The 26892-nt window shown below is 52.1% G+C and carries 17 protein-coding genes; 9 read left to right on the top strand and 8 right to left on the bottom strand.

From position 1 onward, the window contains the following. The first annotated feature begins 134 nt into the window (after positions 1-134). Together VE954_RS43720 and VE954_RS43715 are read left to right on the top strand one after the other, a co-directional pair. Positions 135-569 (top strand): DUF4172 domain-containing protein, encoded by a 435-nt coding sequence (locus tag VE954_RS43720; protein ID WP_349263799.1) that lies wholly within the window; start codon positions 135-137, stop codon positions 567-569. Next, entirely contained in the window at positions 512-745 is a 234-nt protein-coding gene (locus tag VE954_RS43715) for a Fic family protein (protein ID WP_349263798.1), read from the top strand. The genes VE954_RS43720 and VE954_RS43715 overlap by 58 nt, the downstream gene beginning before the upstream one ends. Before the next feature lie 336 nt (positions 746-1081). Here the strand turns inward: VE954_RS43715 and VE954_RS05535 are convergent, their stop codons facing one another. Together VE954_RS05535 and VE954_RS05530 are read right to left on the bottom strand one after the other, a co-directional pair. After that, entirely contained in the window at positions 1082-3013 is a 1932-nt protein-coding gene (locus VE954_RS05535) for a glycoside hydrolase family 9 protein (RefSeq protein WP_324950503.1), read from the bottom strand. Between the two features lie 177 nt (positions 3014-3190). Then, positions 3191-4654: an MEDS domain-containing protein gene (locus VE954_RS05530; RefSeq protein WP_324950501.1), complete on the bottom strand. Its 1464-nt coding sequence runs from the start codon at positions 4652-4654 to the stop codon at positions 3191-3193. 202 nt (positions 4655-4856) lie between these two features. On the opposite strand from VE954_RS05530, the gene VE954_RS05525 reads away from it, so the two are divergent. The 3 genes from VE954_RS05525 to VE954_RS05515 all read left to right on the top strand — a co-directional run bounded on the left by VE954_RS05525 (position 4857) and on the right by VE954_RS05515 (position 8564). Continuing rightward, entirely contained in the window at positions 4857-7610 is a 2754-nt protein-coding gene (locus tag VE954_RS05525) for a PAS domain S-box protein (RefSeq protein ID WP_324950500.1), read from the top strand. A 242-nt stretch (positions 7611-7852) separates the two neighbouring features. Further along, positions 7853-8221 carry a DUF2493 domain-containing protein gene (locus VE954_RS05520; protein WP_324950498.1) on the top strand — a complete coding sequence of 123 codons (369 nt, stop codon included), beginning with the start codon at positions 7853-7855 and terminating at the stop codon, positions 8219-8221. A 211-nt stretch (positions 8222-8432) separates the two neighbouring features. Next, the gene (locus VE954_RS05515) at positions 8433-8564 is read left to right on the top strand and encodes a hypothetical protein (RefSeq protein ID WP_324950497.1); all 132 of its coding nucleotides are present in this window, start codon (positions 8433-8435) and stop codon (positions 8562-8564) included. Positions 8565-8640: 76 nt separating this feature from the next. Here the strand turns inward: VE954_RS05515 and VE954_RS05510 are convergent, their stop codons facing one another. After that, positions 8641-9072, bottom strand: coding sequence for an HNH endonuclease (locus VE954_RS05510; RefSeq protein WP_324950496.1), 432 nt, complete (start codon positions 9070-9072; stop codon positions 8641-8643). Positions 9073-9211: 139 nt separating this feature from the next. Here VE954_RS05510 and VE954_RS05505 point away from each other — a divergent pair, with 139 nt between their 5' ends. Next, complete coding sequence (locus tag VE954_RS05505; RefSeq protein WP_324950495.1) at positions 9212-11677, top strand: ATP-binding protein; 2466 nt, start codon at positions 9212-9214, stop codon at positions 11675-11677. A gap of 80 nt (positions 11678-11757) precedes the next feature. On the opposite strand, the gene VE954_RS05500 is transcribed toward VE954_RS05505, so the two are convergent. Next, entirely contained in the window at positions 11758-12018 is a 261-nt protein-coding gene (locus VE954_RS05500) for a hypothetical protein (RefSeq protein ID WP_324950494.1), read from the bottom strand. Between the two features lie 539 nt (positions 12019-12557). On the opposite strand from VE954_RS05500, the gene VE954_RS05495 reads away from it, so the two are divergent. Then, entirely contained in the window at positions 12558-13319 is a 762-nt protein-coding gene (locus VE954_RS05495) for a serine protease (RefSeq protein ID WP_324950493.1), read from the top strand. Here the strand turns inward: VE954_RS05495 and VE954_RS05490 are convergent, their stop codons facing one another. Next, complete coding sequence (locus VE954_RS05490; RefSeq protein WP_324950492.1) at positions 13320-19322, bottom strand: AAA family ATPase; 6003 nt, start codon at positions 19320-19322, stop codon at positions 13320-13322. A gap of 204 nt (positions 19323-19526) precedes the next feature. On the opposite strand from VE954_RS05490, the gene VE954_RS05485 reads away from it, so the two are divergent. Further along, complete coding sequence (locus tag VE954_RS05485) at positions 19527-19928, top strand: DUF1761 domain-containing protein (RefSeq protein ID WP_324950491.1); 402 nt, start codon at positions 19527-19529, stop codon at positions 19926-19928. Here the strand turns inward: VE954_RS05485 and VE954_RS05480 are convergent. Beyond that, positions 19891-20673: a DUF2071 domain-containing protein gene (locus tag VE954_RS05480; protein WP_324950490.1), complete on the bottom strand. Its 783-nt coding sequence runs from the start codon at positions 20671-20673 to the stop codon at positions 19891-19893. The two genes, VE954_RS05485 and VE954_RS05480, sit on opposite strands and share 38 nt — an antisense overlap. 139 nt (positions 20674-20812) lie before the next feature. On the opposite strand from VE954_RS05480, the gene VE954_RS05475 reads away from it, so the two are divergent. Continuing rightward, the gene (locus VE954_RS05475; RefSeq protein ID WP_324950489.1) at positions 20813-23434 is read left to right on the top strand and encodes an ATP-binding protein; all 2622 of its coding nucleotides are present in this window, start codon (positions 20813-20815) and stop codon (positions 23432-23434) included. Here the strand turns inward: VE954_RS05475 and VE954_RS05470 are convergent. After that, complete coding sequence (locus VE954_RS05470; protein WP_324950487.1) at positions 23379-24236, bottom strand: metallophosphoesterase; 858 nt, start codon at positions 24234-24236, stop codon at positions 23379-23381. The genes VE954_RS05475 and VE954_RS05470 overlap by 56 nt on opposite strands. Positions 24237-24402: 166 nt before the next feature. Beyond that, positions 24403-26724, bottom strand: a complete 2322-nt coding sequence (locus VE954_RS05465) for a hypothetical protein (RefSeq protein WP_324950486.1) — start codon at positions 26722-26724, stop codon at positions 24403-24405. Between the last annotated feature and the right edge of the window lie 168 nt (positions 26725-26892).

Raw genomic sequence — 26892 nt, 5'->3', positions numbered from 1 at the left:
TCCCGAGGTAAGGTACACTCCACCCCAGTAGGAAGGGCAGCGAAAGATCGAGCTCCACCGTGACCATCTCTGTACTTCGTGATGCATATCACATAAATTTATAACTCATGATGGGCCGATTTAATGCGTCATAAATGGAGCGTATACGCCTCATGTCTTCCACGCACCACTGGAACTGCCAACACCCTGATTGGCCAAATTTCGTTTATGACCCTGAAGTTTTTGCTGCTCTCGAACAGTCCTTCATGGAATCAGCAGGACGCCTGCCAGGTTTGAGCGCTCATGTCGATGAAGAAAGCCACATTCAACTCATGATCGAAAGCTTAAGCCAGGAGGCAATCACAACTTCAGAAATTGAGGGCGAGTTCCTTAGCCGGGATAGCGTGGACGCGTCACTAAGACGACGATTTGGATTATCCAGCGATCCTGGGCGAATGCTGATTGTTTCGGGACGCGTCGATGAGCCTGGCATACATTTGAGGCCCCACCGTCTCGCCAAGTCAAAAATGAAATGGATCGATTTTTGTCCTGGAATGCAAGCACAGGACCGCGTGGAACAATTCGGATGAATAAATTGGTCCGCGCTTCACTCGTGCATTTGTACTTTGTTTGCATCCATCCCTTTGAAGATGGCAATGGAAGAATAGCACGAGCTTTGGTGACTCGATCCATAGCGGAATCATTAGGTCGCTTCAGCCTCCTCGCACTCTCCGAGACAATACTGGCCGACCGCAAGCGATATTAAGAGATGCTTGAAAATAACAACAAAACTATGGAAGTTCAGGAGTGGATCGCTTATTTCACGGCCTCCTTGGGGGCTGCCCAGCATCAGTCTTACCAAAGCATCGAGGGCGACGGCGACTCGCGATCTGACCGATCTCGTCACTTTGGGAATTCTTCAGAAAACGGGTATTGGTAAAGGCACCCGATATCTTTTGCTTTTGAAGTGACATGACTTGGAAAACAATGGGGTCCTAGCAGAGCTTAAACATGAACGCCAGCGAATTTCAGGCAAAAAAGAACGAAGTGGCCATGGTAAAGCCACGTCGTCATGATTCAAAAAGGTGGGTAGGGTTGAATCTTACTCCAGAATGGGCAGGTTGGAATTAAGAGCCCAATCGTTGCCGGTGTGGGCAAAGGATGGATCATTTTTTTCATTCCAATAGGGGATCCAGCTGGACGGATAGCTGAAGCGGAATTGAACTTCGCGACGGGACTCCGATTGTCCCGCTGGAATAATTTTTTGACCGGTAAAATCGACTTCGATGTAATACAACCCCCGTGCCGGGTCCAGTGTCAACAATGACGAAACCGATGTCGCCTGATTATAGGCCGTACTGATCTTCACCTGACTGGGATCACGCAGGTCAGCTGGAATTTCTGAAAGGTCCACCATGTAACGGTACCGCAACTTCGCAGGCTGGCGAGGGGGATAGGCGGTTTGATTGACAATACGCGAGGCAATCTCGAGGTAGCCCTGACCTTTGGAATTCACCTTGGTCTCAATCTCATATTCCCGGAGGACTTTTTTATCCGGTGGAAATTGCGCATCAATCGCCCCACCATGATCCCGCACCAGGAGAGCGATCGCACCGGTAAAAGCAGCGTTATAGTCGGTCGCCACTTCCGTGAACACATACTGATCGCGGCTGTCGGCATACTGATCGTCCCTTCCTGGTCCGCCGACCAAAGCCCCGTAAAGTGTATGCCTCGTCGAGGACGGTGACTGCAGACTGTTGGTCCACGAGCCATGCGCCGCACGATGGTGAGGGTTTTGCGGTGGATTCACGCCGTAACCCACGACGTAGCTCCGGCCGTTGGGGTTGTCACCTAAAGCGTAGTCGATTTGCTTTTTCCCAAAGCGCCGATAGACGTTGGCTTTCTCGGGTTTGCGCTGATTGTCCTGCAAATAATCCGCATAAATCAGAGCGAGAAAGGCTGTATTCGAGGCGTAACGCAAGGATCCCCAGCTATCGAGCCACGCCAGGCCACCTGGACTGTAGGTGATCCGTCGCCCCTGATAACCCGCCGTCCAGTAATCGAGCCAGCGTTCGGCATCCTGTTCATAGCTGGGATTTTTCGTCAGCTTGGACAGGAGCACATAACTTGCGTAAACCTTATCATCCCACGACATAGTCCAGGTGAAGGGCTTGCCGCTTCCATCAGCCTCCTTGATTTCAACATAAGCGGTCTCCGCCTTCTTCAAATAGCTGGCCTCACCTGTCGCCTGATAGAGCCACAGTCCACCCCAGACCAGTTCATCCTGATAACCGCTCCATGACCGATAATAAGTTCCGGCATCCTGAATACAGTCGCTGTAACGACCGCGATAGGTATCTGCAAATTCGTAAAGTTCGCGCGCCTCTTTCAAAGCCTGGCTCGCATAAGCTGGATCCTCTTGGGCAAAAACCATCGACGTCGCCGCCAGAGCCGCTGCGGCTTCACCCGCCAGATCACTGCCAGGGCAGGATCGATCGATTTTGTACGCAGGACGCGACATCTGCATGACTTCAGGCGGTCCCCAATAGCCATGGTCCAGTCCACCGTTGCCGACCTGACCCCAGAATTCAAATGGCGCGGTATGCGCTTTCATGATCCAATCCGCGACATAGCGCAGATTGCGTTTGGCATAAAAACTTTGATCCATCGCGTCGTAACTGGATTCGGAGAGCAAAAGACTCCAGGCTAAAATGGAAGCTGTATAGGTCATGGGCAGACCAAACTTCACATGGTCGCCGGCATCAAAAAAGCCGCCGGTGAGGTCCACACCTTCCGCGAATCCATCTTTCATGGCTGCTGGTCCGCGCCACGGAACCCGATGACCTTCTGGTAAGGGACCAGCCATCTGCGCTTCATAAAAATAGAGAGATTTCTGTAGAACTTCGCCGTAATTCGGCGCTGAAACTGCGGCCAACGCCGCAGGGCTCATGATACTGGACATGTTCAGCAAAACGATAGTTGCCATGGTGTACATGGAAGCTGTCGGGTTTTTTCGACAGTATGGTCTAAGCATTCGGCTCATCCTTTCTACTTTGTTCAGATTCTTAACAATGTTTTTCCAATTTTTTGGTCTTTGAGCAAACAAAGGATTTTCAATGGACAAGACGCATTTTTTTGGAATGCCTTGAGCAGAGCAAAAAAAAACCTGAATCTCTCAATTCAGGCCCAATGAATTTTTATCGAATGACTGCTATCCCATTTTGAATTGATGAAGTTCTTCCCGATGCTGAGCTTTGCTCTCACAGCTGGGAATCGGTGTAAAGCTGGCCACAGATTCTCCACGCAGCTCCTGCGCTTCGATGCCAATGGTCGCGACAAATGACGACCCCTTTCCCAGCTCGGTATGTTCGAGGACAACATCGCCTGCCAGCGCTTGAGCCAGGCGTCGCGACAAATAAAGACCAAGGCCCGTGCCTCCAAACTTGCGCGTCATGGACCCGTCCGCCTGATTAAAAGGCTGGAATAGGTCTTGCTGATGGACCTTGTCGATCCCAATACCGCTATCGCTAACCCGGAACAGGATTCCTGGTGGCGGTCCACGCAAGACTTCCACCTGGACAGAAATTTCACCGGAACTGGTGAATTTAACGGCATTACCGATGAGATTGACCAGAATCTGCCGGAGTCGAGTCGGATCCGAAGTGATAGTGGCTGGCAGGTTGGATGGATATGCGGCTTGGATCGTGATCGATTTCGCCCGCGTCGCAGGTGTAAAGATGGCAATCATCTCGTCCACCAGTTCCATGGGCGAAAAGGCCAACTTTTCAATCTGCAGCCTATCCGCTTCCACCTTGGAGATGTCGAGGATGTCATCCACCAAACGGGTCAGCGCGGTTCCGTTTCTTTGAATCACTGCAATGAATTCTTTCTTGTCATGCTCAGGCAGATCATCCTCGGCCAGAAGATCGGTAAAGCCGAGGATGGCGGCCAAGGGCGTGCGTATTTCATGCGACATGTTCGCCAGAAATTCGGTTTTGAGTCGGCTGGCTGATTCCGCAGCCAGTGTGGCTTCTTTAAGGCTCGACCTCAGTTCGCGGTTGAGCTTCTGCATATTACCGTTCACGGTGCGGGATGATACGGACTCGACCAGCTCCCATTCTCCACCCTGACGGAGCAGAGCGAAGTCATGATTGCGAATGACATCAAAAACTTCCCTCGATCCGGCTCGACCCATGCAGTAACTGCAAAGCCCGATGATGCGATGCTGGAAAAAGGTTTCGTTCACCTTCGCTTCGTATTCGGTAAAAGCCGACCAATCATCTTTCTCGAGCCAGTAGGTATTCCCGGTCAGACGCAGCCCATTATAACCTTGTTCCAAGGCCTGATAATGCCGATGAACCCACTGCTGAAGGGTTTGCTGGACATCGTTCTTGCCAGCTCGCAAATACCAATCGCTGTGATTGATGATTTCAATCTGGCCGCGCTCCTCAAGCTCCGGCAGATTGGGAACAGCCTTACGCAGCATGATCCGAGCATCCTGAGCCAGGAGAGGTTCAGACGTCACCCAAAGGCAGCGCTCATGATTGTCCAGTCCCGCCTTGAAAAATGGGACCAGTGTCTCAATGAGATCCATTTGATCTTGGTAGAAATTACAGAAATGTGAGCCCCATGCAATATCACCTAGTGCACGGATGCCGCTTTCCACGAGTTCCATTGGAACGGACTCCTTAACAAGCGATCCTGATCGGCTGTCGCTTTACGATGGGCAGGTGCGAGAACTATAGCAGACATAAACGTCGTAGGGTATTCATTCCTGCCCTTCAGCCAGGTCAGCACCCTTTGGCAGGGACCGGTGTGATTTTTGCTAGAGATCCAGCAGGGTCAATCACAGAATTACGGCACGGAGTGACATGGCAATGCAGTTTATTCAACAGAAAGGCTTTGCTTATCTCTTTGCTGTTCTCAGCGCGGTATTTTTTGTGTTCGTGCGCTTTCTCCTCGGGCCTTATCTGGGAACAGAGGCGCCGCTGATCGTCCTGGTTCTGGGCATTTTTATCAGCGCCTGGCATGGGGGATGGGGACCTGGACTGCTGGCCACTGCGGTTTCCCTGGTCCTTGGAGTCCATCTGTTTATTGAGCCCTTTGGCTCCTTACGGACAATTGAACTTGCTGATCGCATAAGAGTGGCCGTGTTTACCATGGAAGGGGTTACCATCAGTTACTTTTGCCAGCAGCTGATCCATGCCCGAACGGTCGCCGAGGATCGGAGACAGCAGCTCCAGTCCGCTCTGATAAGCATGGAACAACAAAAAGAAGAACTGAGGCGAAGTGAGGAATGCTTTCAAGTTTTGATTAACAGCGCGGTCGATTATGCCATTTTCATGTTGGATCCTGCCGGGCGGATTATCAGTTGGAATAAGGGGGGTGAGCGCATCCAGGGTTATGAGCGGGACCAGATTCTAGGCCAGCATATCTCAATTTTTTATCCCGAAGACGCAAGGCAAGCCGGATTTCCCGACCAGCTTCTCAAGCGGGCTCTTGCATCGGGGCGGGTTGAGGAAGAAGGTCTCCGGGTTCGGCAAGATGGGTCCACGTTCTTCGCCAATACCATCATTACCCCGATTTATGACAGCCAGAAACAGCATATTGGTTTTGCCAAAGTGACTCGCGACATCAGCGATCGCAGGGCCAGCGAGGAAGGTTTGCGGCAGAGCGAAATGAAATTCCGCCTGCTGGTCGATGGCGTCAAACATTATGGAATCTGCCTGATCGATACCCAGGCGCGCTTTGCCAGCTGGAACAGTGGCGTTGAAAATGTCCTGGGCTATAAGGAAGAGGAATGGGTGGGACTGTCTTTTTCCGAAATCTTTACACCCGAAGACAGGGTCAATCGCATTCCGGAATGGGAACTCGACTGGGCGGAAAAGGAGGGCATGGCCCCTGACTACCGCTGGCACATAAAGAAAGATGGGTCCTATTTTTGGGCGGTTGGAACCGTTCATCCGCTGCGTGATGCCAGTGGCCAACTGATTGGTTTTGCCAAAGTGATCGGGGACAATACAGCTCAAAAGCAGGCCGAAATCGCCCTTCGCGGTGCTGAAGAAAAGTTGCGATCGATCATCGACACCATTGTGGATGCCGTGATTTCCATCGATGACAAAGGCCTGATTGAAACCGTTAACCCCGCGGCGGCCCGCATATTTGGTTACGCAGCCGAGGAAATGCAGGGACAAAATGTAAAAATGCTGATGCCCGAGCCCTATCAGGGTGAGCATGATCAGTACCTCGCCCGCTATCACATCACGCGCCAGCCTCGTATCATCGGTCAAGGTCGCGAGATGGTCGGCCGACGCAAGGATGGGAGTATCTTTCCGATCCACCTGGCTGTGGGCGAGTATGCCCAGGACGGGCTTCGCAAGTTTACTGGAATTGTTCACGATATTACCGCTCGCAAGGAGGTTGAAGCGCAACTCACCCTGGCGAAGGAAGCGGCTGAAGATGCGAATCGAGCCAAGAGCAGTTTCCTGGCCAATATGAGCCACGAAATTCGCACGCCGCTTGGTGTCATCCTGGGCTTTACCGATCTGCTGCTCGACCCTGATGCCACGGCGGCCGACCGGGGCAAGTTCATTGCCACCATCAAAAGAAACGGCAAGGTCCTGGCGCGCATCATCGATGATGTTCTCGATCTGTCCAAAGTCGAGGCGGGTAAGCTTGAGGTGGAGAGGGTCGAGGTGTCCCTGCCTCACCTGGTGTCCGATGTCGTGGACCTCCTGGAGCACAGCGCCCAGGAAAAAGGACTGCTGCTTGAGGTCCAGTCCGACGGACCCATTCCTCAAAATATTATCTCGGACCCGACCCGGCTGCGGCAGATTCTGATCAATATCATGGGTAACGCCATCAAGTTCACCGACCAGGGATACATTCGTTTGACCCTAAAACTGCTGCGGAAAAGTGAAGGCTTGCAGGAAAATACCCTGGCCTTCAACATCAAGGATACCGGCAAGGGCATTGCCACCAACCATCAGGGGCTCCTCTTCCAACCCTTTTCTCAGGGCGATCATTCGACCACGCGAAAATTTGGGGGCACCGGTCTTGGCCTCGTTCTCTCGCAGCGCCTGGCCAGGTTGCTAGGCGGCGATGTGCTCCTGTCCCACAGTATTCTGGGAGTAGGTTCCACGTTTACCGTGATCGTTTCAGCCGGTCCTCTGATGGGGGTGAATTACATTGCCGATTTCGCTCTCCGCAGTATCGATGTTACGGCCACGCGCCCTCTCCCTCCGCACAAGGATGCCCTGTGTGGCATCCACGTCCTGCTGGTCGAGGACATGCGGGATAATCAGATTCTGATCAAACGGTTTTTAAGCCACAGCGGCGTCGCGGTCGAAACTGCCAGCGATGGCTTTGAAGGATTGGAAAAAGCCCTTCAAGGCGAGTACGACGTTATTCTTATGGACATGCAGATGCCCAGACTCGACGGCTACGAAGCGGCCTCGATTTTACGGCGGAAGGGCTTCAAGAAACCCATCATCGCTTTGACGGCTCACGCGATGAAAGAAGAACGCGAACGTTCTCTCCAAGCGGGTTGTGATGATCATCTCACCAAACCCATTTCGCCGACGATGCTGGTCGAAACCATTGCCCGTTATACCGATCGCAACCTGCCTTGAGTTGTTGTCGCATCGGGCAAATAGGCGTCTGTAAACGATCCCTAAGGGTTTGATTCGGACCATTTGAGACATGCCGACGAACCTGGATAAAAGCGAAGCCTATCATGCCTTTACACCCGGTGATCGGCTACTTTCTTAGGCATTATCGAGAAAAATGCGAATCAAAGGTTGCCATTTTAGTCTAATCCTGCTATTGTCTATGGATTCCTTTCGAGGAGAAATTTCCGTATAACTGGAGCCGAATGAAGATTATTGTATGTGGATCACAAGATTATCAAGACCAGCACCTACTCACCAAAACACTTCGCGAATACACCAGACGACATAAAGTATCGGTCATAGTCCTGGGTCAAGCCATTGGTGCAGAAACCATGGCAGCTGAATGGGCGATGCAGAACAATATTCGTTTGTCGATCGTGCCAACGAATCGCAAGATTCAAGGCGCCGAAGGATCGGTTGAACGCAACACACGCATCATCGACTCCAATCGTGATGCAGCCGCAGTCCTTCATTTCATGGGATGCGCGAATTCGGAAGATCTCTGCCAAAGAGCTCTTCTTAGCAATATCGTAGTCGACGATGTTGTTGGATATCAGAACTCCGCGAGCTAAACCAAGATAGCCATCGGACGAGCAAAGCGATCAGTTCCTGACGGAATCAGTCGCTTTTTGCGTTGATAAGCCCTCCATTCCGGCAAAAATTAGACTTTTCTAAGAAAAGTTTTTCGGCTGAAATGCTCGAAGCGTTTGCCTTTCTCGCCTACAGTCAGTAATCTCAAAACTGTGTTTAGGAATAATAATCCTTAAAGCCGTGGGTAAGATTATGGGTGACAAGAGTCCTAAGGACAAAGCCAAAGCTCAGCAGAAAAAAACTGATGACAAGGACAAAGCTCAGCAGAAAGCTCAGGCCGATCGCGACGCCAAGAGCAAGGCGCCTCCTACAAAAGCCAAGTAATGTCAGTCCAGCATAGCAGACCAGACTGCCAGCCCTGCGTGTCTGGCAGCGTCTGTGCCCCCAGCATCCCTACCCCCTACGATTTCAGATGTTTCTTTTTCACCTTCTCCGGTGTTGAGTTGGCCTTTTTCCTATTGCAGTCGATGCAGAGAGTTTGAAAGTTGTTCAAACGATCCCGTCCTCCCTTGGTCAAGGGCACGATATGATCCTTGGTCATCAGAACCTCCTGCCCATTCTTCATGGCATAAAGGTTCAGGTGAAAATAGGGTTCAGCGGCATATTTTTCCTTCGCGAAATAGGTCCCCTTGCAACCACAGATGTTGCAGCGAATGCCATTCTCCTTGAAAGTCTGCAGTTTCAAAGACGTCATGTTGATAAGATCACCACCGATGTTCACCAGGGCCTCGGGGTGACTCGTTGCGCTGAGTTCCTTCGGCGTGAAAATAACACGAGGCAGAATCTCAGTAATCGGCACGGTTTCCTTCCGAATCAGGTTGGGATCCTTCACGCGTCATCTCCCCAGCGATCGGCTGCTGCAAAATTATATGGCACACAAAATAACTGCGGTAGGTCACAGTCATAGATTATATAATAGGGGCACATTCAGAATTCCTAGTACTTTCCCCACAATCGAGGCGGGTATGGCCATGAACCGGTCTGTGACGCAGCAGCTTCAGCAACTCTCAGAACTCTTCCTTGTTGATGAGACGAGATACCCTGATGCCTTTGAATTGCTAAGGGCCCGACTGGTGCTTGGCTTTCTCTTGTTCTATGCCGTCGCCTGGAGCAGCTATGTTGTGCTGTATTTCAGCCTCGGCAACGTGCTCTCCGGCCTGAGTTGTGCGCTCTTCGGTTTGCCGAGTTCACTGGGGGGCCTCTGGAGTTTGCGCCAACGGCATCGCCCGCAGCAGGCGGCCCTGATCGCCAATTTTGGTGGCGCCATGGTGCTGCTCGGCATCATTGCCAGTACCGGAGCTGCTGCTTCGCCGATCTATGCCTGGTTTTTCTTTGTCACCATCACGGCCTTCCTTCTGAACGGGAAAAAAGCCGGCTATGCGATGGCCATGACCACGGCCACCGCCACAGGCGTCGTGATACTTTTTGATATGCTCGGCTATCGGCTACCCACGGGCTTTTCATTTGACGTCAATTCCAACCTCTATAAGTTCTTCATTGCCTATACTTACGCCTGCGCCATCCTCTTTCTCGCCGTTGTTTCCCATATCTATGACGCGCTGGTGGTGAAGGGCCTCAGGGATGTCACCGAAGCCCGCGATCGCGCTCGTTCTCAGTTCAACATGGTCTCCAACCTCCTCAACAACATGGGCCAAGCGGTTTTCGTCATGGGTGATGACGGCCGTATCAAGCCTCCGGTCTCGCTCTTCAGTGAAACCATTTTTGGCCGAAAAATAGACAACGCCACGGTTCGTGAAACTCTCTACAAGGATATCCCGCGGCACAGCGAAGTCAGCTCGCGCATTGAAACGTGCCTGGCTCTGGCCATTGGCGGCGATAGTCTGCAGTGGTCCAACGTCGACAACCTTCTGCCTGCTGAAGTCGAGTACACTCTGGGTTCGACTCAAAAAACGCTCCGCTGTGTCTATCGTCCGCTCATCAATGAGCGGGACGAGATCTATGGCATCATGTGTGTCATCGAAGATGTGACCGAACTTCTGCGGGCCCAGAAGGAACTGCAGAAAGCCCGCGAGGAAAACCAAAAAAACACCATGATCCTGGAACATATTGTGCGGATTGGCGTTGAATCCTTTGACGGCTTTTTGCGGCATACGGCCAATCATATCGAGATTTTCCATGATGCCATCATGCTTGTTGAGAAAGATCGCCGCATCGTCGTCGACACCTGCCTTCGCTCCATCCATACCATCAAAGGCAATGCCCGCCAGATAGGGCTTTGCGAGCTGGCCAGCGAAATTCACGACATTGAACATACTGTGGTCGAATACCTGCGCGAGCAGAATAAAATGGATCGAAGTCCGCTTCAGGTTATTGGCGGACTGATGCAACATACCAAACGACTCGTCGTCGAGCTCAAGGACTACGATCGTGTTCTCAACATGTTCTTTAAAGCGCCTTCGGCCTTCCGCAATGTCTTTCATACCATGCTGCAGCAGGGGCTGGAGCATTGCCATGAAGCCGCCATCAAGCATAAGGACGGCCACTGGAAATTCCATAGTTCGTTTGTTGTGGAGTGCCTGCGCTTCTTCGAGGTCAACGATTTGATTCGGGATTGGGAACAGTTTGCAAAAGCCAGTTCCCGTCAGCTTGCACAAGGGCAGGACGAACAGTGGTCAAAAAGCTGGGAAGAGATGTCCCGGCGTATCCGGCAGCATGAAGGCATCCGGTCTCAAAGCAACTCGCGCAGCTTGAGCGGAACCCTGCAGATTTCCACCCGCAATGTGGAGCGCATTCGCGAACGCATTCAGGGCATTGAGAATGAAACGAATGAGCACATTCTGCGCCGAAGCCTGACCGACTTGCGCCAACTTCTGGAACGCCTCGATGAAGTGCAGCTCGATACCGTTCTCAAGAACTTTCTGCCCATGATCGACGAACTATCCGCGCGCTTTGACAAACGGGTCCATCTGCTGGTGGACACCGGGATGACTTCCTTGCAAAGGGAGTCGGTTGACGTGCTCAATGACGCGCTGATGCACATCGTGCGCAATATGCTGGATCATGGCCTGGAAAAGCCGGAAACGCGCAGGAATCTGGGCAAAGAGCCCAGCGGAACGATTCAGGTCTGGGCCCGGGAGCAGCATGGCAAGCTTGAGATCAAAATCAGTGATGACGGAGCCGGGATCGATATCGAGCGTCTTGTGACCAAAGCCAAACAGCGAGGCCTTGTGCCAGCTGACTTGCAGCTGTCCCATACAGAGGCTATCCAGTTGATCTTTCTGCCAAGTCTTTCCACCAAGGACGTTGAAACGGAAATATCCGGACGTGGCTTCGGCATGGAAGCTGCCAAGGCTGCCGTCGAGGAATTGGGCGGTCAGATTCAAGTGGAAAGCGAAAAGGAACGCGGCACCACCTTTATCATCAGCCTGCCGGTCGATAGCAATGACTCTGATCGTGGCCTTCGCAGCGTTTCATAACGTGGCTTTCGCCGCTCCTTCCCAAAAAGACGAAGAGGACGAAGGCTGGCTTCGTCCTCTTTGTGCGACTCCTCCAGAGATTACAAAGCTGGGGCTGGGGCTGGAGCTGGGGCCGGAGCCGGTGCAGCCTTATTATTCTGTCTCACCGTTCCCGATACAGCTGCGCCGTGACCTTTGGCGCTAGCCGATACACCGCCGGCACCTTTCACGCGAGCTGGATCCTTAGCGGCAGCACTCACAGCTGCGCCATGACCTTTTGCTACGGCCGAAGCTCCACCAGGAGCGGCATGAGCGCTGATGCTAACGAAGGCGATGAGAAGAGCCAGAGTTAAATTCTTCATGTTCGATCTCCAGAAGTTTGATTCGCATTGAGTCCAGATATTTTTTTATCGTCATTTCGCAAACAAAGTTGAAAGAGATTTATAAGCTGCCTCGATTGCGAGAAATTAGACGCGACAATTAAAATTTTGGGGCGCGCGAAGTGGATGCAGATCTCTTGTTATGAACATCATTTTAATGTGGATGGGCTCGCATTCAAAACAGACGCCATTTCAGGATTTTTTGTGCACATATAGGGGCAATTTAACTTATTGACATCATTCAATTAATAAGGATTATGTCAAGTTTTTCCACAGAATGTCGATAAGAAAACTGTATATGCACTTTGGAGTGAAATTTTGCATGTTGAGAGGCGGAGAATCTGCATCGTGCACGCTATTTCATTCAAGAGCAGACCGATCCGCAATCACAGACATATGAAGAACTCATAGACGCCGATTACCCGATCAATCAGATCCATGCTTTTGACTTATAGTAAGGCAGTGGTTGCCATGATGGTGACATGTTGAAGCTGATCCTACTATTTGAGATGAGGTAAAAGATGAAACTGATGATCCCTGTTGCGGCCCTCATATTCTTGATTTCCTGCGGCGAGGCAAAAAAAGTCGAAGAAGAATCCGGCTTAAGCGTAGTGGGCGGTGAGCGAGTTAGCTCAGGCCTTTATGACAAGTACTTCACCTCCATAGTATCCATGCAATTCGGCGGTCGACATTTCTGCGGTGGTACTCTGATTGCCAGCAATAAAGTCCTTAGTGCCGCTCACTGCCTGGCTGATCAAAACCGTCAGCAGGTCCTCAACAATCTCCAAATTACCATTGGCACAGAAGATCTCGGCAACCTGCAGGGAGCTCAACGTTTTGGTATCGTCGATTATCAATTCGGTGCTTACAATGCTCGCACGATGAAAAATGATATTGTTCTGATCACTCTAAACGGCAATACCAGCTTTAAGCCAGCTCCTGTGAATAGATCCGCAAGTTATCCATCTGCTGGTGCAACACTTTATGTTGCAGGCTGGGGCGCCACCGCTGAAGGTGGCTATACCACCCGCAACCTGAAGTATGCGGGCTTAAGGAATGTTTCCAATCAGGAATGTGAACAGGCTCTGGGCACCACCATCCATGACTCCAATATCTGCGCCTATGAACGTGGCACAGACTCGTGTCAGGGTGATTCCGGAGGCCCGCTCTATGCCTTGGAAAACGATCAATTGAAACTGGTAGGGATTGTTAGCTGGGGATATGGCTGTGCACGCCCGGGAGCTCCTGGCGTCTATACGCGTGTTTCCTCGTTTAATCTTTAATTAAGCGGCTGAGGGCTGCCGGTCGTCGCCTGCGAGGCAGGAGGCCGGCAGAGTCATAAGGAAGCAGAAAGGCCTATGGCGTTCCGTGGTCGCAGGACCAAGGAATTCGATTTCAATCGAACCGCCCAGGCTTTCGACAGCAACTTTGACAGCATCCATGCCGATCCCACGTCCTGAAATAGCGGTGACACCTTTTTTGGTGGACACCCCTTCCACGAATACCATTTGGGCGATCATGCGATCGTCGGCTCCAGAGGCCAGGTGCTTCAAGGCCCGGCCTTTTTCTTCCAAAGCCTGCAGATGAATCCCACGACCATCATCATGGACCCGAATCGTGAGCCAACCCCTATCGTTCTGTATCGAACAATCCACTGTAATGCAGCCGCGTCCGTCCTTGCCATGGCTCTGCCGCTCCTCAGCATATTCAATGCCGTGGTCCAGGGAATTGCGAATGCAGTGCATCATCACGTCACCGATAATATCCGCAGCTTTCGGCAGGAATCGGACCGGGCAAGGCGTGACCTTGAGCTCGGGAGTGACTTTTTGCAGCTCCTGAGCCAAGCCTGGCAGGGAATCCCGAATGCTGCCTAAAATGGATTCGAGCGATTGCGATTGAGCATCGATACGATACCGCTCATGGGTCTGAGCCAATTGATCCCGCAAGGATGTCGATTCAGGTCGACTCAAAAGACGGCCAACTTCATCATAGAAGGCCCGATAGGATTCCTGACCGCTCGATGGCGACTGCAACCCTTTCAGCGTTTTGTGATAGACCCCCTCATAGAGGGCGACGCTGTCGAGGCAACGCTGAAGGCCATCCAAAAGCTCGTGGCCTTTTTGCATCAGGCCGCCGTCCGTCAGAGCCTTGGCGTAAATTTCCTCTTCGTGATGCACAGCATCCGCCACTTCATCGAAGCCCAGAGTCCGTGCATTGCCTTTGATCGTGTGGAGATTGCGGAAGATCAACTTAAGGTCTTCGATCGATACCTGACCCTGCGCTTGCAGAATGGTAAGATTCGCAGTGAACTTCTCCTGGGTATTACTGAAGAAGCGTTCGGTCTGCTGGGGCCCCGTGTTGATCAGTCTCGACAGAATATGCAATTCCCGGCGCTGTTGCTCCGCTTCATGCCGCAACTCACGAATTTCCGTCATATCGCGCACGACGACCATGATTTTATCCACGGCGCCGTCATCGTCTTCGATGGCCTGCCAGTCGAGTTCCAGAAACTGATCATGTCCATCGGCTTTTTTACGGACGATCTCGCTCAAGAGGAGATGGCCATTGGCCGCGAATTCCAAGCCATTTCCGCCTTCCCGCAGGCATATTTCGACCACGGTTTGCATCTGCATACGCTTGTCAGCGCTGACGTCGGCCCGATCCATGAGAAGTTCCAGGGCATTATGATCAGCGAGGTCGCGCTTTTCAAATATCTTTTCGAGGTAGGCCGAGTATTCGTTGTGAATGTTGAGATCGGCTTTAATTGTGAATATCCCCTGCATCATATTCTGCAGCATGGATTGGATGTCCTTGGTCTTGGTGGCCAGCTCACGGGTCCGATGGGCGACCTTCTCTTCCAGACTGGCATAAAGCCGGGCGTTGCTGATAAAGATCGCCGCCTGGGAGGCAATGACACTCAGAACCTTGACGCGATCCAAGGTGAATGCGCCTTGGACGGACATGTGCTCGACATAAATCACGCCGCAGATCTGGGCTCGATTGACAATAGGCACACAAAGCAGTGATTGAGGTCGATACTGGGCAATGTAAGGATCATTCTGGAGCTCATTGCGTGTGCTCACGTCATCGACAACCACAGGTTCGTTGCTGCGCAGGGCGAATTGAATCAAGGACTTCGGAATGTGCTCTGATTTCTCGAAGGGAATATCGAGCAGCCCGGATTCCTTGCCGTCCCGAATTTCAGCACAGACGTGGAATTGCGAGTCTTCCTTCAGAACCAGGGTCCCGTTTTGGGCTCCAGTACTTTGAATCGCCGTGCGCATCAGCTTGATCAGGAGAGATTCCAAAACCACTTCACTGGCCAATATCTCAGAAGCCTTGACCACGGCCATCAGGTCAAGTTCGGAGCCCGCGTTGTCATTGCGCGTCCCCATCATCGTAGTGGTTTGCATCGTGGTCCGAGGACCCCGAGTCCGTGGCGCATCGCGCTTGATGACGCGTTCGCCCAGAAGATCTTCATAGCGGTCCTTGAGGTCGCGCAGTTTTTCCTTGGCGCCCCAAACATCGTAGTGGAAATAAGCCTCTTTGAAATAGAGACTCGCAATCCGGGGTTTCCCCGTTTCGAGATAAAAGCGAGCGGCGATATCGTTGAAGAGAGCGACCAATGCTGTGTAAGACGCCTGCGTTGCACCCTGGATCGCTTGATCAAACCGGGTAGCAGCCAGCTCGCGTTCGCCTTGGATACGAGCCAATTCCGCTTCCATGATCCACTGAACCATCTGCAGGTTCTTTGGCAGTTTCTTAGCCATGCGCGCGATGCGGCTATACATGCGGCGCATGCCTCGCATGGCCGTGCTCCGACGTCCTGCATCCAAACTGTTAAAACTCTGGCTCAGTGCCAGGAAGTGATAAGGGGTCATGATCTGCTCGGTCAGGCCAGACACGGCCTTCAGGACGGGCAAAGCTTTGGTTCCATGCTCATAGCCCAGCTCTTTGTCGTCAAAAACCACGGCAACCATCGATTTAAACAGATGATAGGCTATGACCGAGATGGGATTGCTTGCATTCTTTTCATAAAGAGTGGCTTCCGTGAAATACGTACAATCGAAGCGAGTCGACTCCTGGGTTAAACCGACGAAACAGAGAGCTGGAACGCACCAGAGATAATAAATCCAGTACCGGTCTCCCTCGGCAGGGTTGTTCGCGATTTTCTCCAAAGACGCCAGATCAGGATCAATATGGTATATAAAGTTTTGGACGGTTATCGACGCATTACGGTTATAAATCTGATGCGTGATATCACCAATCTGCAAGGCCCACTTTTCACCGTCCAGGCTCGCCTTCAGACAATCGTCATAGGATCCATAGAGGTTGTAGGTGAAGGCGGAGGCGACGAATTTCACATAGGGACGTTCATCAAAACTGTTGAAGTGTTGATCCAAAGCTTCGGCGAGCGCACATAACTTGGGAGGCAAAACGAATTCACGGAAAATATTGATCATAAGGACTGAGTAATTGACAAAGACGCCAGCCGATTCCTTGGTAAATCCATAGCGGCAAGAATAGTAGGTGGCCAGCTCCACACAGGTGGCCAGCAGATTATCCAGTTTCAGCTGATACGTAATGACAACCAGCGATCTTATGATTTGCATTTGCAGGCGGATGGATTCATCAACCGGCTTGAGTTGTGCCTTATAATCCGTAAAGAATTCGGGGGTCATATAGCGTTTGATTTTCAAGTAAAGAAAAACAATGCCAAGGGGATTCGGGTTTCTCTTGAGACCCACACCCAGGATCCGCATAGCGGTTAAGCTTTCGCTGAGGGCTTCTTCCAGTTGGCCCTGCAGGTTGAGCTGAAGCGCGCGCATCAGATGCAGCTGAGCCCGATCCATAGCCGTACGGGCCTTGCCTTTCATGGTCTGGAAAACAGCATGTGCATCATCAAATCGGCCGGCATTGTAGAGGGCTTCGCAGAGTTTCAGATGGACCTGGTAGATCAAATCATAATTGTCTTTCCAACCTTGATCCCCAGTCAGATCACGGGCCAGATGAAGGTAGTTGCTGGCAGATTCGTAAGCTGTGGCCTGCAAAGCCTTAAGGCCAGCGTGGTGGTTCCAGCGGGCCAACTGCAGTTTTTGATCCTCGGCATGGATGCGACTGATAGCCAGATTCAAATGCCGGATCACATCGCTTATGACATCATCGATATTCGCGTCTGTGACAGCACGGGCTAAAAACCGACCAATCATCAAATGAAGGTCCACCCGCTCGGATTCCGGAATCAGGACAAAGAGAGCCTGCTGAATACGATCGTGCTGAAACCGATACTCCGACTTCTCGGCTTTTTCCGTTCGATCAGGAATGATAAATCCTTCCCGCGCGCCCACGAGCAAGGACTGTCGAATTTGGTCCTCACTGAGCGAACCCTTGATCGCGAAAAGCATGTCTTCATTGAATTTGGTACCAATGCAGGCGCTGATTTTCAGGGTCTGCTGGGCTTCCGGTGACAGGCGGGCCAGCTTTTTTAGAATCACGTCAATGACGTTGTCACTGATATCCATCTGCGCAATGGCTTCAACGTGCCAGCTCCAGGCGCCCTGTTCCTGATCAAAGACTATGCTTCCATCTTCATAAAGGTGCTTGAGCAGCGACTTCAGGAAGTAGGGATTGCCGTTGGTTTTTTCCATCATAAGGCCAGCGAGCGAAGCCACGCGATCCTCGGAACTCAGGAGTGTTTCCGCGAGGAATAGGCCTACAGCAGGCAGAGGCAAGGGTTCCAGGCGAAGGACCTGGACATGCGACAGATCCTTGAGATCATGCACGAGCCGAAGCAGAGGATCCTCAGCAGCCAATCCATGATCACGTGCTGCAGAAATCGTCATGATGAACTGAACATCCTGCTGGCCGGAAAGTTGCCGCAAGAGCTGCAGTGAGGGGTTATCGGCCCACTGCATGCTGTCCAGGAAAAGGACCACGGGTCGACCCTTGCGAGCCACCGTTTTAAAGAACTGAATCAAAAGATAGATGCAGCGATTGCGCGCCACCTCACCGTCCAGATTTTCACTGGGTTTTTGCGGGCCAATGATCCATTCCAGCTGCGGGGCCATGGTCAGAAGACTGCCGGCCTGACCTTCGAGGCCCACAGTGAGCTGTTTGCGAAGGCGCTGGAGTTCGTCTTCATTCTCCAGCAGCAGGGCTTTCGCCAGGGTTTGCAGAGCAGATCGAAACGCATAGAAAGGAACATCCTTCGAATTCTGCTCAAAGGTGCCTTCAATAAAGTAGGCCTGCTGATCCAAAGTGAGCCTGAACAGGTCTTTCACCAGCGCCGATTTACCAACACCTTCCGGACCCAGAACAAAGCACTGCCGCTGCCCGCCTCTGGTGACGCTTGCATAGTCCTCGGTCAGTGCACTCAGTTCAGATTCACGTCCCTGCAGTTTCTGAGGAAACGCGAACCGTTCTGAAACATCACGGCTGCCCACTTGAAACGAAGCGGGGCCGGCGGCATTTTTCTGCCAGGCCTCACGGCAGGCACGCAGATCATGCAAGAGTCCAAATGTACTTTGATAACGTTCATCAGCGTTCTTACGCATCAATTTACTGATAATATCGGATACAGCCCGGGGAATGTCCGGCCGCAATTCCACGACGGGTATGGCTTCACGAGTCAAATGCTGATGAATCCAGTCGAGCGTATCTTCCGCCTGGAACGGCAGCTTGCCGGTCAGAACCTCATAAAATGTGATACCCAGCGAATAATAGTCACTCCGATAGTCAACCTTGCGATTCATCCGTCCTGACTGTTCAGGGGCCAGATAAGGCAACGATCCTTCGAGCCCAACGTCTGTGGCCTGATCCGCGGTTTCAAATTCCGTGGCTATGCCGAAGTCAATCAGTTTAAGTTCACCGCTGGATTGATTCCAGCAAATATTGCTCGGGTTGATATCCTTGTGAATGATGCGAACGGAATGGACCGAACGCAAGGCTTCGCCCAAGGCCAGGGCGAGTTCGAAAAATTCCGATAGTTCAAAGGGTTTCCCGTCAAGCCGCGTTCGAAGATCAGGGCCGTTATCTTCCAGAACCATGGCCAGCGTATGATCCCAGGGGTACAGGCCAATCGCCTTTTCCACCCTTGGGCCATTCAATTTTGTGACGATCTCAAATTCCGCACGAAACCTCGCGATATCCTGAACTTGAGGATATTCCTGTCCTAACACCTTGACGATGACCGAGCGCCCTTCAGCATCCCGTGCGCGATAGACAATATTCCGCGACGAGACAAGCGGCTCGGCATCAAGAGTTATTCCTGGAATTTGAGACTTCAATTTGCGCTCCTTTGCACTCACCCCCTATCGGATAACGCTAAGGAATATTTAAAGGACCGGTTTGAGAAAACGCTTCATAAAGCGAAAAAGTGGCCCCCCCCCGCTACGGAATTTCGGATCTGGGCACCATTCATCCTAAAAAGTACACATGTCGCGGAGAGCCTGATTACGTATAATGAATAAAAACAGTTAGGGAGATGAATCATGACCGATGTGAATCTTTTGGCGGTCGGCGTCGCGGCCTTGTCCAGTTTCTTACTGGGAGGCCTGTGGTATTCACCTGTCATGTTTCTGGAATCATGGGCCAAGGAATCAGGACTTGATCCACGAACCAATGAAAAAGGTCGGCATCCAGCCCTGGTGTTCGGCCTGGCTTTTGTGCTCGCAGTCATCGCCGCCTACCTTCTTTCGGTCCTATTGGGTCCCAATCCCGGTCTCTCGAAAGCACTCTGTTATGGACTAACAGTCGGGCTGGGGTTTGTCGGAGGTTCATTTGGCATCAATTATGTGTTTGGTGGCAACAGCCTCAAGCTGTGGCTGATCAACGCCGGATATCATACCGTCCAGTTCATTCTTTATGGACTGGTGTTTGGACTGTGGCCGTAACAAGAGGTTCGTGTTTCCAGGCCAGGATGGGGACACCGGCTGAGTAGTGCACAAGGTCGGGCCCTGCATGGAAATAAACCGATTCTGAGAATCGATAGCGGCATTGGAAGGACAGCAGCTCCATCGTCTGGAGGGGCCATGGTTCGTGATGGACTTCAGCGCGTAGTTGCTGCTCCCGCCTATCGACATAAAGGCAGTAGCGTTCCGTCAGCCAGAGATCGAGCGGCGTCTTATGGGGAAGGGTTGCGCCCACCTGATAGTGCAGGTGAAGGTAACCATCCTGCGCTGGGTGTCCGGCTTCAAAGATTTCCCCCCCATTCTGCCGGCTGCGCTGCATCTTTTTAAATCGGTAAGGCAAGGGCGAGGCGACCCGTGCCAGCCAAGCGGCCAGCGGATTCGCGGCCTCTATACTGAGAAAATACACCCCAGGTTTGCCGTCGTGCACCACATAGGTGCGAATATTGAGTTCTGCAAAAGTCGAGAGTCCCGGCATGGGCCAAAGCCCCTGAGGATGCACGCCATGCATGGTGAACGCCACGATTGATATCCAGGCTCGACCTTCCCATAGATCCAAAGTCATCCCGCGCGGCAGCAGTTCTTGAACCTCCTCCGGCGTAAACGACCAATGCAGGAAGGCAGCATCCAGCCACTTTTGCGACCAGATCCAGCGCGCCCGTGGAATAGGCCATGGCCTGTGATCGGTCTTAAGAAGCAGGGAACGGGCAGGCGTTTGGGGTCGGACCATACGAATTCCTCTGGGTGCGGGACAACTTCTTTCCCAATCGTAAGAGAGAATACACCTGGGATGCCGAAAACTTCACTGAAAAACTCCGTGAGGATTTCGTGGTATTGATGCGATTCATTCTGGCCTTGCTTGTCCTTCTTTGGTTTGTGTCGCTCCAGGCTCAACCCCAGGGGCCGCGTCGTTTCATGAGATAAAGAACTGGGAATATCATTGGGGTGACTTTCCACTATCCGCGCCTGGTCACTATGAGATCGGCAGGAATTCCACCCTCTGGACCCCCTTCGAAAATGACCTTTTACGTCCACCCGAACGCGGTGACAATACCGTGGGCTGGCTGCGGGCTCGTCTTCCCGACACCTGGGACTACAGCAATCCTGCCATTTTTTTTCCAGGATTTGACCTGGCCGTCCACATCTTTATCGAAGATCAATTGTTGTTTCAATTTGGTGGCCTGGAATTCCAGGGCTTTCGACACGCGCTGCTGCATCTTCCGCAGGCTTCGGCCGGGACCTACCTCTACATACGGATCTTTTCAGATCACACCAATCTAGGGCTTTTTCACGGCGTTCGTCTGGGCAACTACGAAGATCTCATTTTCGATATCATCAACAAAAATGCTGAAATATTCGGAGCCGGTCTCTTTTTTGTTCTGGCTGCTTTGGTGATGGGACTCATCGCCAGTCTCAATTGGCAAAGAAAGGAAATCTTGGCTCTGGCGCTGGTTTCTGCCTGCGCGGGTTGCGTGATTCTCTTCGTGCCTACCAACACGCTGTCGCAGTTTTTCTTCACCAACTACCTCATGAACCATCTCCTGTTTCAATTTTCGATGTATGCCGTGGCTGCCCCCTTTGCTCTCTTTGTGGAAAAGATGTTTCCAGCCCGTCCTACAAGAATTCTGCCCCTCCTTCGCTTTGTCATGCTGGGCTATGCAGGCGGTGCCCTGACGCTCTCCGTTGCCGGCTGGATTCGACCCATGTCAGCGCTCCTTCCCGGGGAAATCCTGCTCTTGGTGGCCTGTGCCGTAATCATCACGCGGGTGTTCCTGGCCCTTTGGCGTCGCGAGCCGCATAGCGTGATTTTTGGTCTTGGGACATTGTTCCTGTTTCTCGGCACTGTCCGTGATATCTGCGTGGAAATGGACCTGCTTTCGACTCATGCCGTGCCGGTGTCTTTACATTACTGGGTCCTCGCGTTCTTCGGCTGCATGATTACAGCGCTGATCCGTTCGATCACCACGGCGTATGCCATGGTCGATCAGAACGCGCGCACCATTCAGGATAACAACAGGCAGCTTGCGCGACTGAATCAGGAAAAAGATGGGTATTTGGAAGAAGTCAAACAATTGAATCTCCATCTGGAAAAGAAAGTGGAAGAACAGACACTCGAAATCAAAATGATTCTTCAGACCATTGAGCAGGGTATTTTGATAGTCGATCCTGAGGGACGCATTTCTCAGGACCATTCCCGATATTCCCTGCGATTGCTGGGTGAACACCAGTTAGCCATGCAAACCCTTGATCAGGCGGTCCTGACCAAGACTGATCTTGGAGCAGACGAGCGCCAGCAAATCACCCACACGCTGCAGGCTCTGATTCATGAAGATATCCTGGTATGGGAGCTGAATGCGCCGGCTTTCCCCCGTTTTTTCTATCTCAAGGATAAGGCTGGCGAGCGGGCCATCGAAGCCGAATGGACACCATTTCTCGATGAAAACGCGCGCATCAGTCGCGTTCTCCTGACTCTTCGGGATGTCACAGAAATCCTTCAATACCGTCGCGATGCTCAGGCTCGTGAAGAGGAATGGCAGGACCTCATGCAGCTGGTCCGCGTCCCGTCCCGCAAATTTCGCATTTTCATGGAACACAGCCTGCACCTTTTGGAATTCTGGGAAACCAGCCTGAAGCAGGAAACTTCGGCTGAAGCCTTCAAGGTGTGTCTGCGGCATCTGCATACGCTGAAAGGCAACGCTCGCACTCTAGGACTAAGACGGCTGTCGGGTGCCTTGCATAAGAGTGAGGAGCAACTTCTCCAAGCCCAACCAACATCGAAGCCGGATGACCTTCAACAAAACCTGATGGAGCAACTTCGAAAGCTTAAGTCTCTTTTAGATGAGTATCAGCGGCTCAACGATCAGGTTCTGGACCGTGGCCCCATCGAGACGCTGCCGAAGAATGAGGAAAATGCCATGACTTTGCAGGCTCTGATTACAATCTTTCAACCGGCGATGGAAGAGCTGGCTCAAACTCTTGGCAAACGTCCGCCTTACCTGGCGGTGTCCGGCTCGCCCCTTATCATTCCACCTCAACTTTATTTTGTTTTGAAAAACATCTGCATGCACCTCTTTCACAACGCACTCGATCATGGCCTGGAGGTTCCTGCCATGCGTCTAGCCTCTGGCAAGCCACCCGCCGGCAGCATTGCCATCCATGCTGCGCTGCATGATGAAAAGATGGTTCTACACGTCAGTGACGATGGACGCGGCCTGAATCTTCAGGAGTTCCGGGGCAGGATGAAGGTGCCTTCACCAAAAGATGAGGACGCAGCCGCTTTGATTTTTCAGGATCAGGTTACGACCAGGAAAGAAGTCACGGAAATATCAGGGCGTGGCCTGGGTCTCGCCGCCGTGCGTCACCTGCTGGAATCTCATGGTGGCAGCATCGACATCGTCCTGTTGAATCCAGCAGGCTCCGAGGACTTCCGGCCTTTTAAATTTGTTGTGAAGCTTCCCCTACGGACGCCAAAGGCTTCAGTCTCTGCTTAACCTGCTTCCAAATTTCCTGCCCATGCCGATCAATCAGTACTAAACAGGCCTGCGCCTCATCCAAAGTCAGTTCGGCAAAACCAATCTCGTTGGTCCGAAAAAGACATTCCTGGTCGCTCGGCATCACATGCTCCCGAATCTCGGAACCATTGCCGACGATTGCGAAGTGCGTGCCTCTCCAGGGAGCAAAAACTTCAGCATGATGCTCATGACCCGCAAAAACGAAATCCACCTGGTATCGTTCCAAAAGTGGCAGAAAAACCGCTTTCATCTCTTCATGATCACCGCGGAGGCCCGTGGACCAAAGATGATAGTGGAAGCATAGTATTTTCCAGTCCGCGCTGTCTTCGGCCAACTCAGCTTCGGCGAATTCCAGAGCTTCACGCTGATCAGGAAAGTCGCTACCGGGAGCGGTGACATTCAGAACAATGATTTTGACATGTTTATCCCGGATCACGTAATGGGGAGCTGGCAGCACCCAACCGCCTTTCCCTTCACTGAGAGCATTGATCCGGCGGCTATAGTGCAGCTGCTCTTCAATGCGGCCTTCATCCATATCATGATTGCCTGGGGTTTGAAAAAAAGGAACCCCGGCGTTGATCAAGTCCACAAACGGCTCTTCGAAAATTTTTCTCATGAGATCGGGTGTGGTGGAATCGTACTGATTATCGCCAGTGGATAGCGCTAAACGAAAAGGCTTCACTGCGTGTCTTTTAGCCATGATGGCTCCGAGTTCAAACTGCTCGGCATTGCCCCGTCCGGCATCGCCATAGATGGCGATATGAGTCACAGGTTTCTGCATGCGAAACGTCCTTGTCGCGAGAAGTGAACCCTTCATTTTTTTTGAGTGTTAAAACTTTACTGCGCAAAGGGGCTTCGTGCAACGTTCCATTGATCTGTTTGGAATAAAGACAATATGACGCATATTAAAAACCCTCGGATCTTTCGACCCGAGGGTTCCTCCTGGATTACTTCGCTAACGCATCCTTCTCGACCACGGGAACCGGCTGACCTGAGCAGTTCGCGCTCAGCAGAATTTCCAGATTCTGTTTTGAGGATCCCCAAGGCAATTGGATCGTGGTGACCACAGATTCAAGCTTGCCATTCGGCAGACTCAGCGGCTGACTTTTCAGGATGATATTATCCTTGCGAGCCACAACCCGACCGCTCGACAGCTTGTTGGCCGTGACCCGGAAAATACAGCCTGTCAGGCCCTGGCTTGCTTCGTTGACCAGATTGAGTTTGATCCTGGCACTTCCACCCAGCCAATTAAATTGCATCCCGTCGATGAAACCGCTCGTCACCCAGGTGATCGACGCGTTTTCAGGCTGGGGCTTAGGCTCAGGGTTCGGCTGAGACTCTGGATTCGGGGTTGGAGTGGGCGTCGGCGACGGAGTGGTGGATGGCTCCTCCATTCCATTACACTTGGACGAACGCTTCGCCAAGCCGTGTCTTGCAAATGCGTCCGTAATCAGACAGAAGTTTTTACCCTCGGACGGATCTCCACCATCAGCGTCCAAAGCCAGGATCGCTTCATAGGAATCTTCATACTGGTTGGTTGTGTAAAGGCTTTTCAGGAACAATTTTTTCGCCAAGGATCGACCCTGAGTCGAGTAACGCTTCTCAAAATTTTGGATCAGATGATACCACGTTGAGCCAATTACAAGGCCTTCAGTATGCACTTCTGTGCTCTTGGGCGGATAGGAATGGTTGGCGTCCAGGAAGCGAATGGCGCCCGTGCCACTGCCTGTTTTTTGGAAGCCCGGGGCCATATCGGGTGATTTGGTGATAAAGGTGGCAATGATATCGCCGATGCCTTCGGAGTACGCTCCGTCTGTAATACCGCCAATGTTGGCATCAAGACCATGTCCCCACTCATGATACACAACGTCGGCGAGTTCGCCTGTGTTGCGACAGGTGGAACCTTCACTCATAAAGTTCAGGGTCCGTCCGTCCCAGTAAGCGTTACATGTTTCAGAAAGATTGACGTTTGCTGTCACTTTGGTTGTAAACCATTTGGGATTGATCACTTCTTTCGCCCATTGCTGCACGAGCTGCAGATGGTAATAGACGTTTCGTTCTGCGAGGGTTGAATTGCTATCATTGAAACGCAGGTCAGCCGTACCCGAAGCCTGGGCTTTCGTCCCCTCGGCATTCACCACGCGGAAGCTGCCGGATTCAAGGAGCGCAACAGCCTGGGAACCTGTCAGGGAAATCTGGCCCAAGGCATCGGCGAATCCACTGGCATTATCGGTCTGAACCGACACGAAAGGCAAGGCAGCCTCGATGGTGGGGCCGCCGGGCATCCTTTGATAGACCTGACCGAAAACCTCGCCTTCATAATTGAATTTAAGGTTCTGCCATTCCAAGACTTCATTCTCTGTGAGACTGCGAACCAGAGCATAGGGTTCACCGTCCTTATCGCTGGCCTTAAAGGCAATACTGGATTTGAACTCGTATTCCTGTCCCTCACCATGGGTGATGACCCTTGGATAGATGACCTTGATAATGCTGCCGCTCTCAACGCTCGATCCTTCACCGAGCACAAGCTCGGCCGTGGATTGAGCGAGAGTCACAGCATCAACCTCGGGTGCGCTTTCAATCTGGTCTTCGCTGATACCAAAGGTTCGCGACAGAACCTGCACGAGTTGGCCTTTGCTGAAGCGGAAGCCGATGTGCCCACCCATCAATTGAGAGTCGCCCAGGTGATAATCAAAACCCAGAAGAACGGAGTCGGCATCAATATGGAATTGTTCCATGTTGAGTTTGAGGTTTTCCGCCTGGAACGCAAACGTTCCGGCCTGTTCTTTGACGAAGGCCTTGACCAGTGACTCCAGCTGGGTAGCCAGGGCAGTTTGAGATTCCGGGCTGGCACCGGCCAGTCGATGAAGGTCAGCAGAATCTTTGAGACCTGGAATCTTATCGATCAGGTTAAGTTCCAGGCGACCTGATAACAAAAGGGGTGAGCCGCTGATAGGGTCGGCCGTAACCCGGGCACTGGATCCATTGCCATCGGCCACGCCGGAAATCGTAATGGTTCCCGATTCCGACGACCTGGCGGAACCTGAAGGTTCAAGAAATTCCTGGCCTGAGCTGCCTGAGCGGATCAGGTTTTGACCTTTTTCAGGAATTTTCAAGCCCTGGGTCGAATGAGATAATGTTCCCTTGGAAACATCAGGAGAACTTCCACAGGATTGCGCCAAAGTTATAATCAGAGGCAGCAGGACAAGGGCTGACGATTGTAGGATCAAGGCAGGGAATCGCAAGGAACGGGAGCCACGTGGTTTCATGATTGACCTCAGCATGGGAAAAGAAAGGAGCACAGCAACAGCGGTCAAGTCTTCGGCGGCCATAAGCTCAGCCGATGCCCCATTATTATTCGAGTTGATGGATTCCAATCGTTTGGTATTGCGCTGAGGAAAAGAAAGGATGGGAAAGGAAAGGGGAAGGTGAAGTCA

Source organism: Oligoflexus sp., from assembly GCF_035638955.1.
Taxonomy (GTDB): domain Bacteria; phylum Bdellovibrionota_B; class Oligoflexia; order Oligoflexales; family Oligoflexaceae; genus Oligoflexus.
This window is presented reverse-complemented; position numbering and strand designations above follow the sequence as displayed.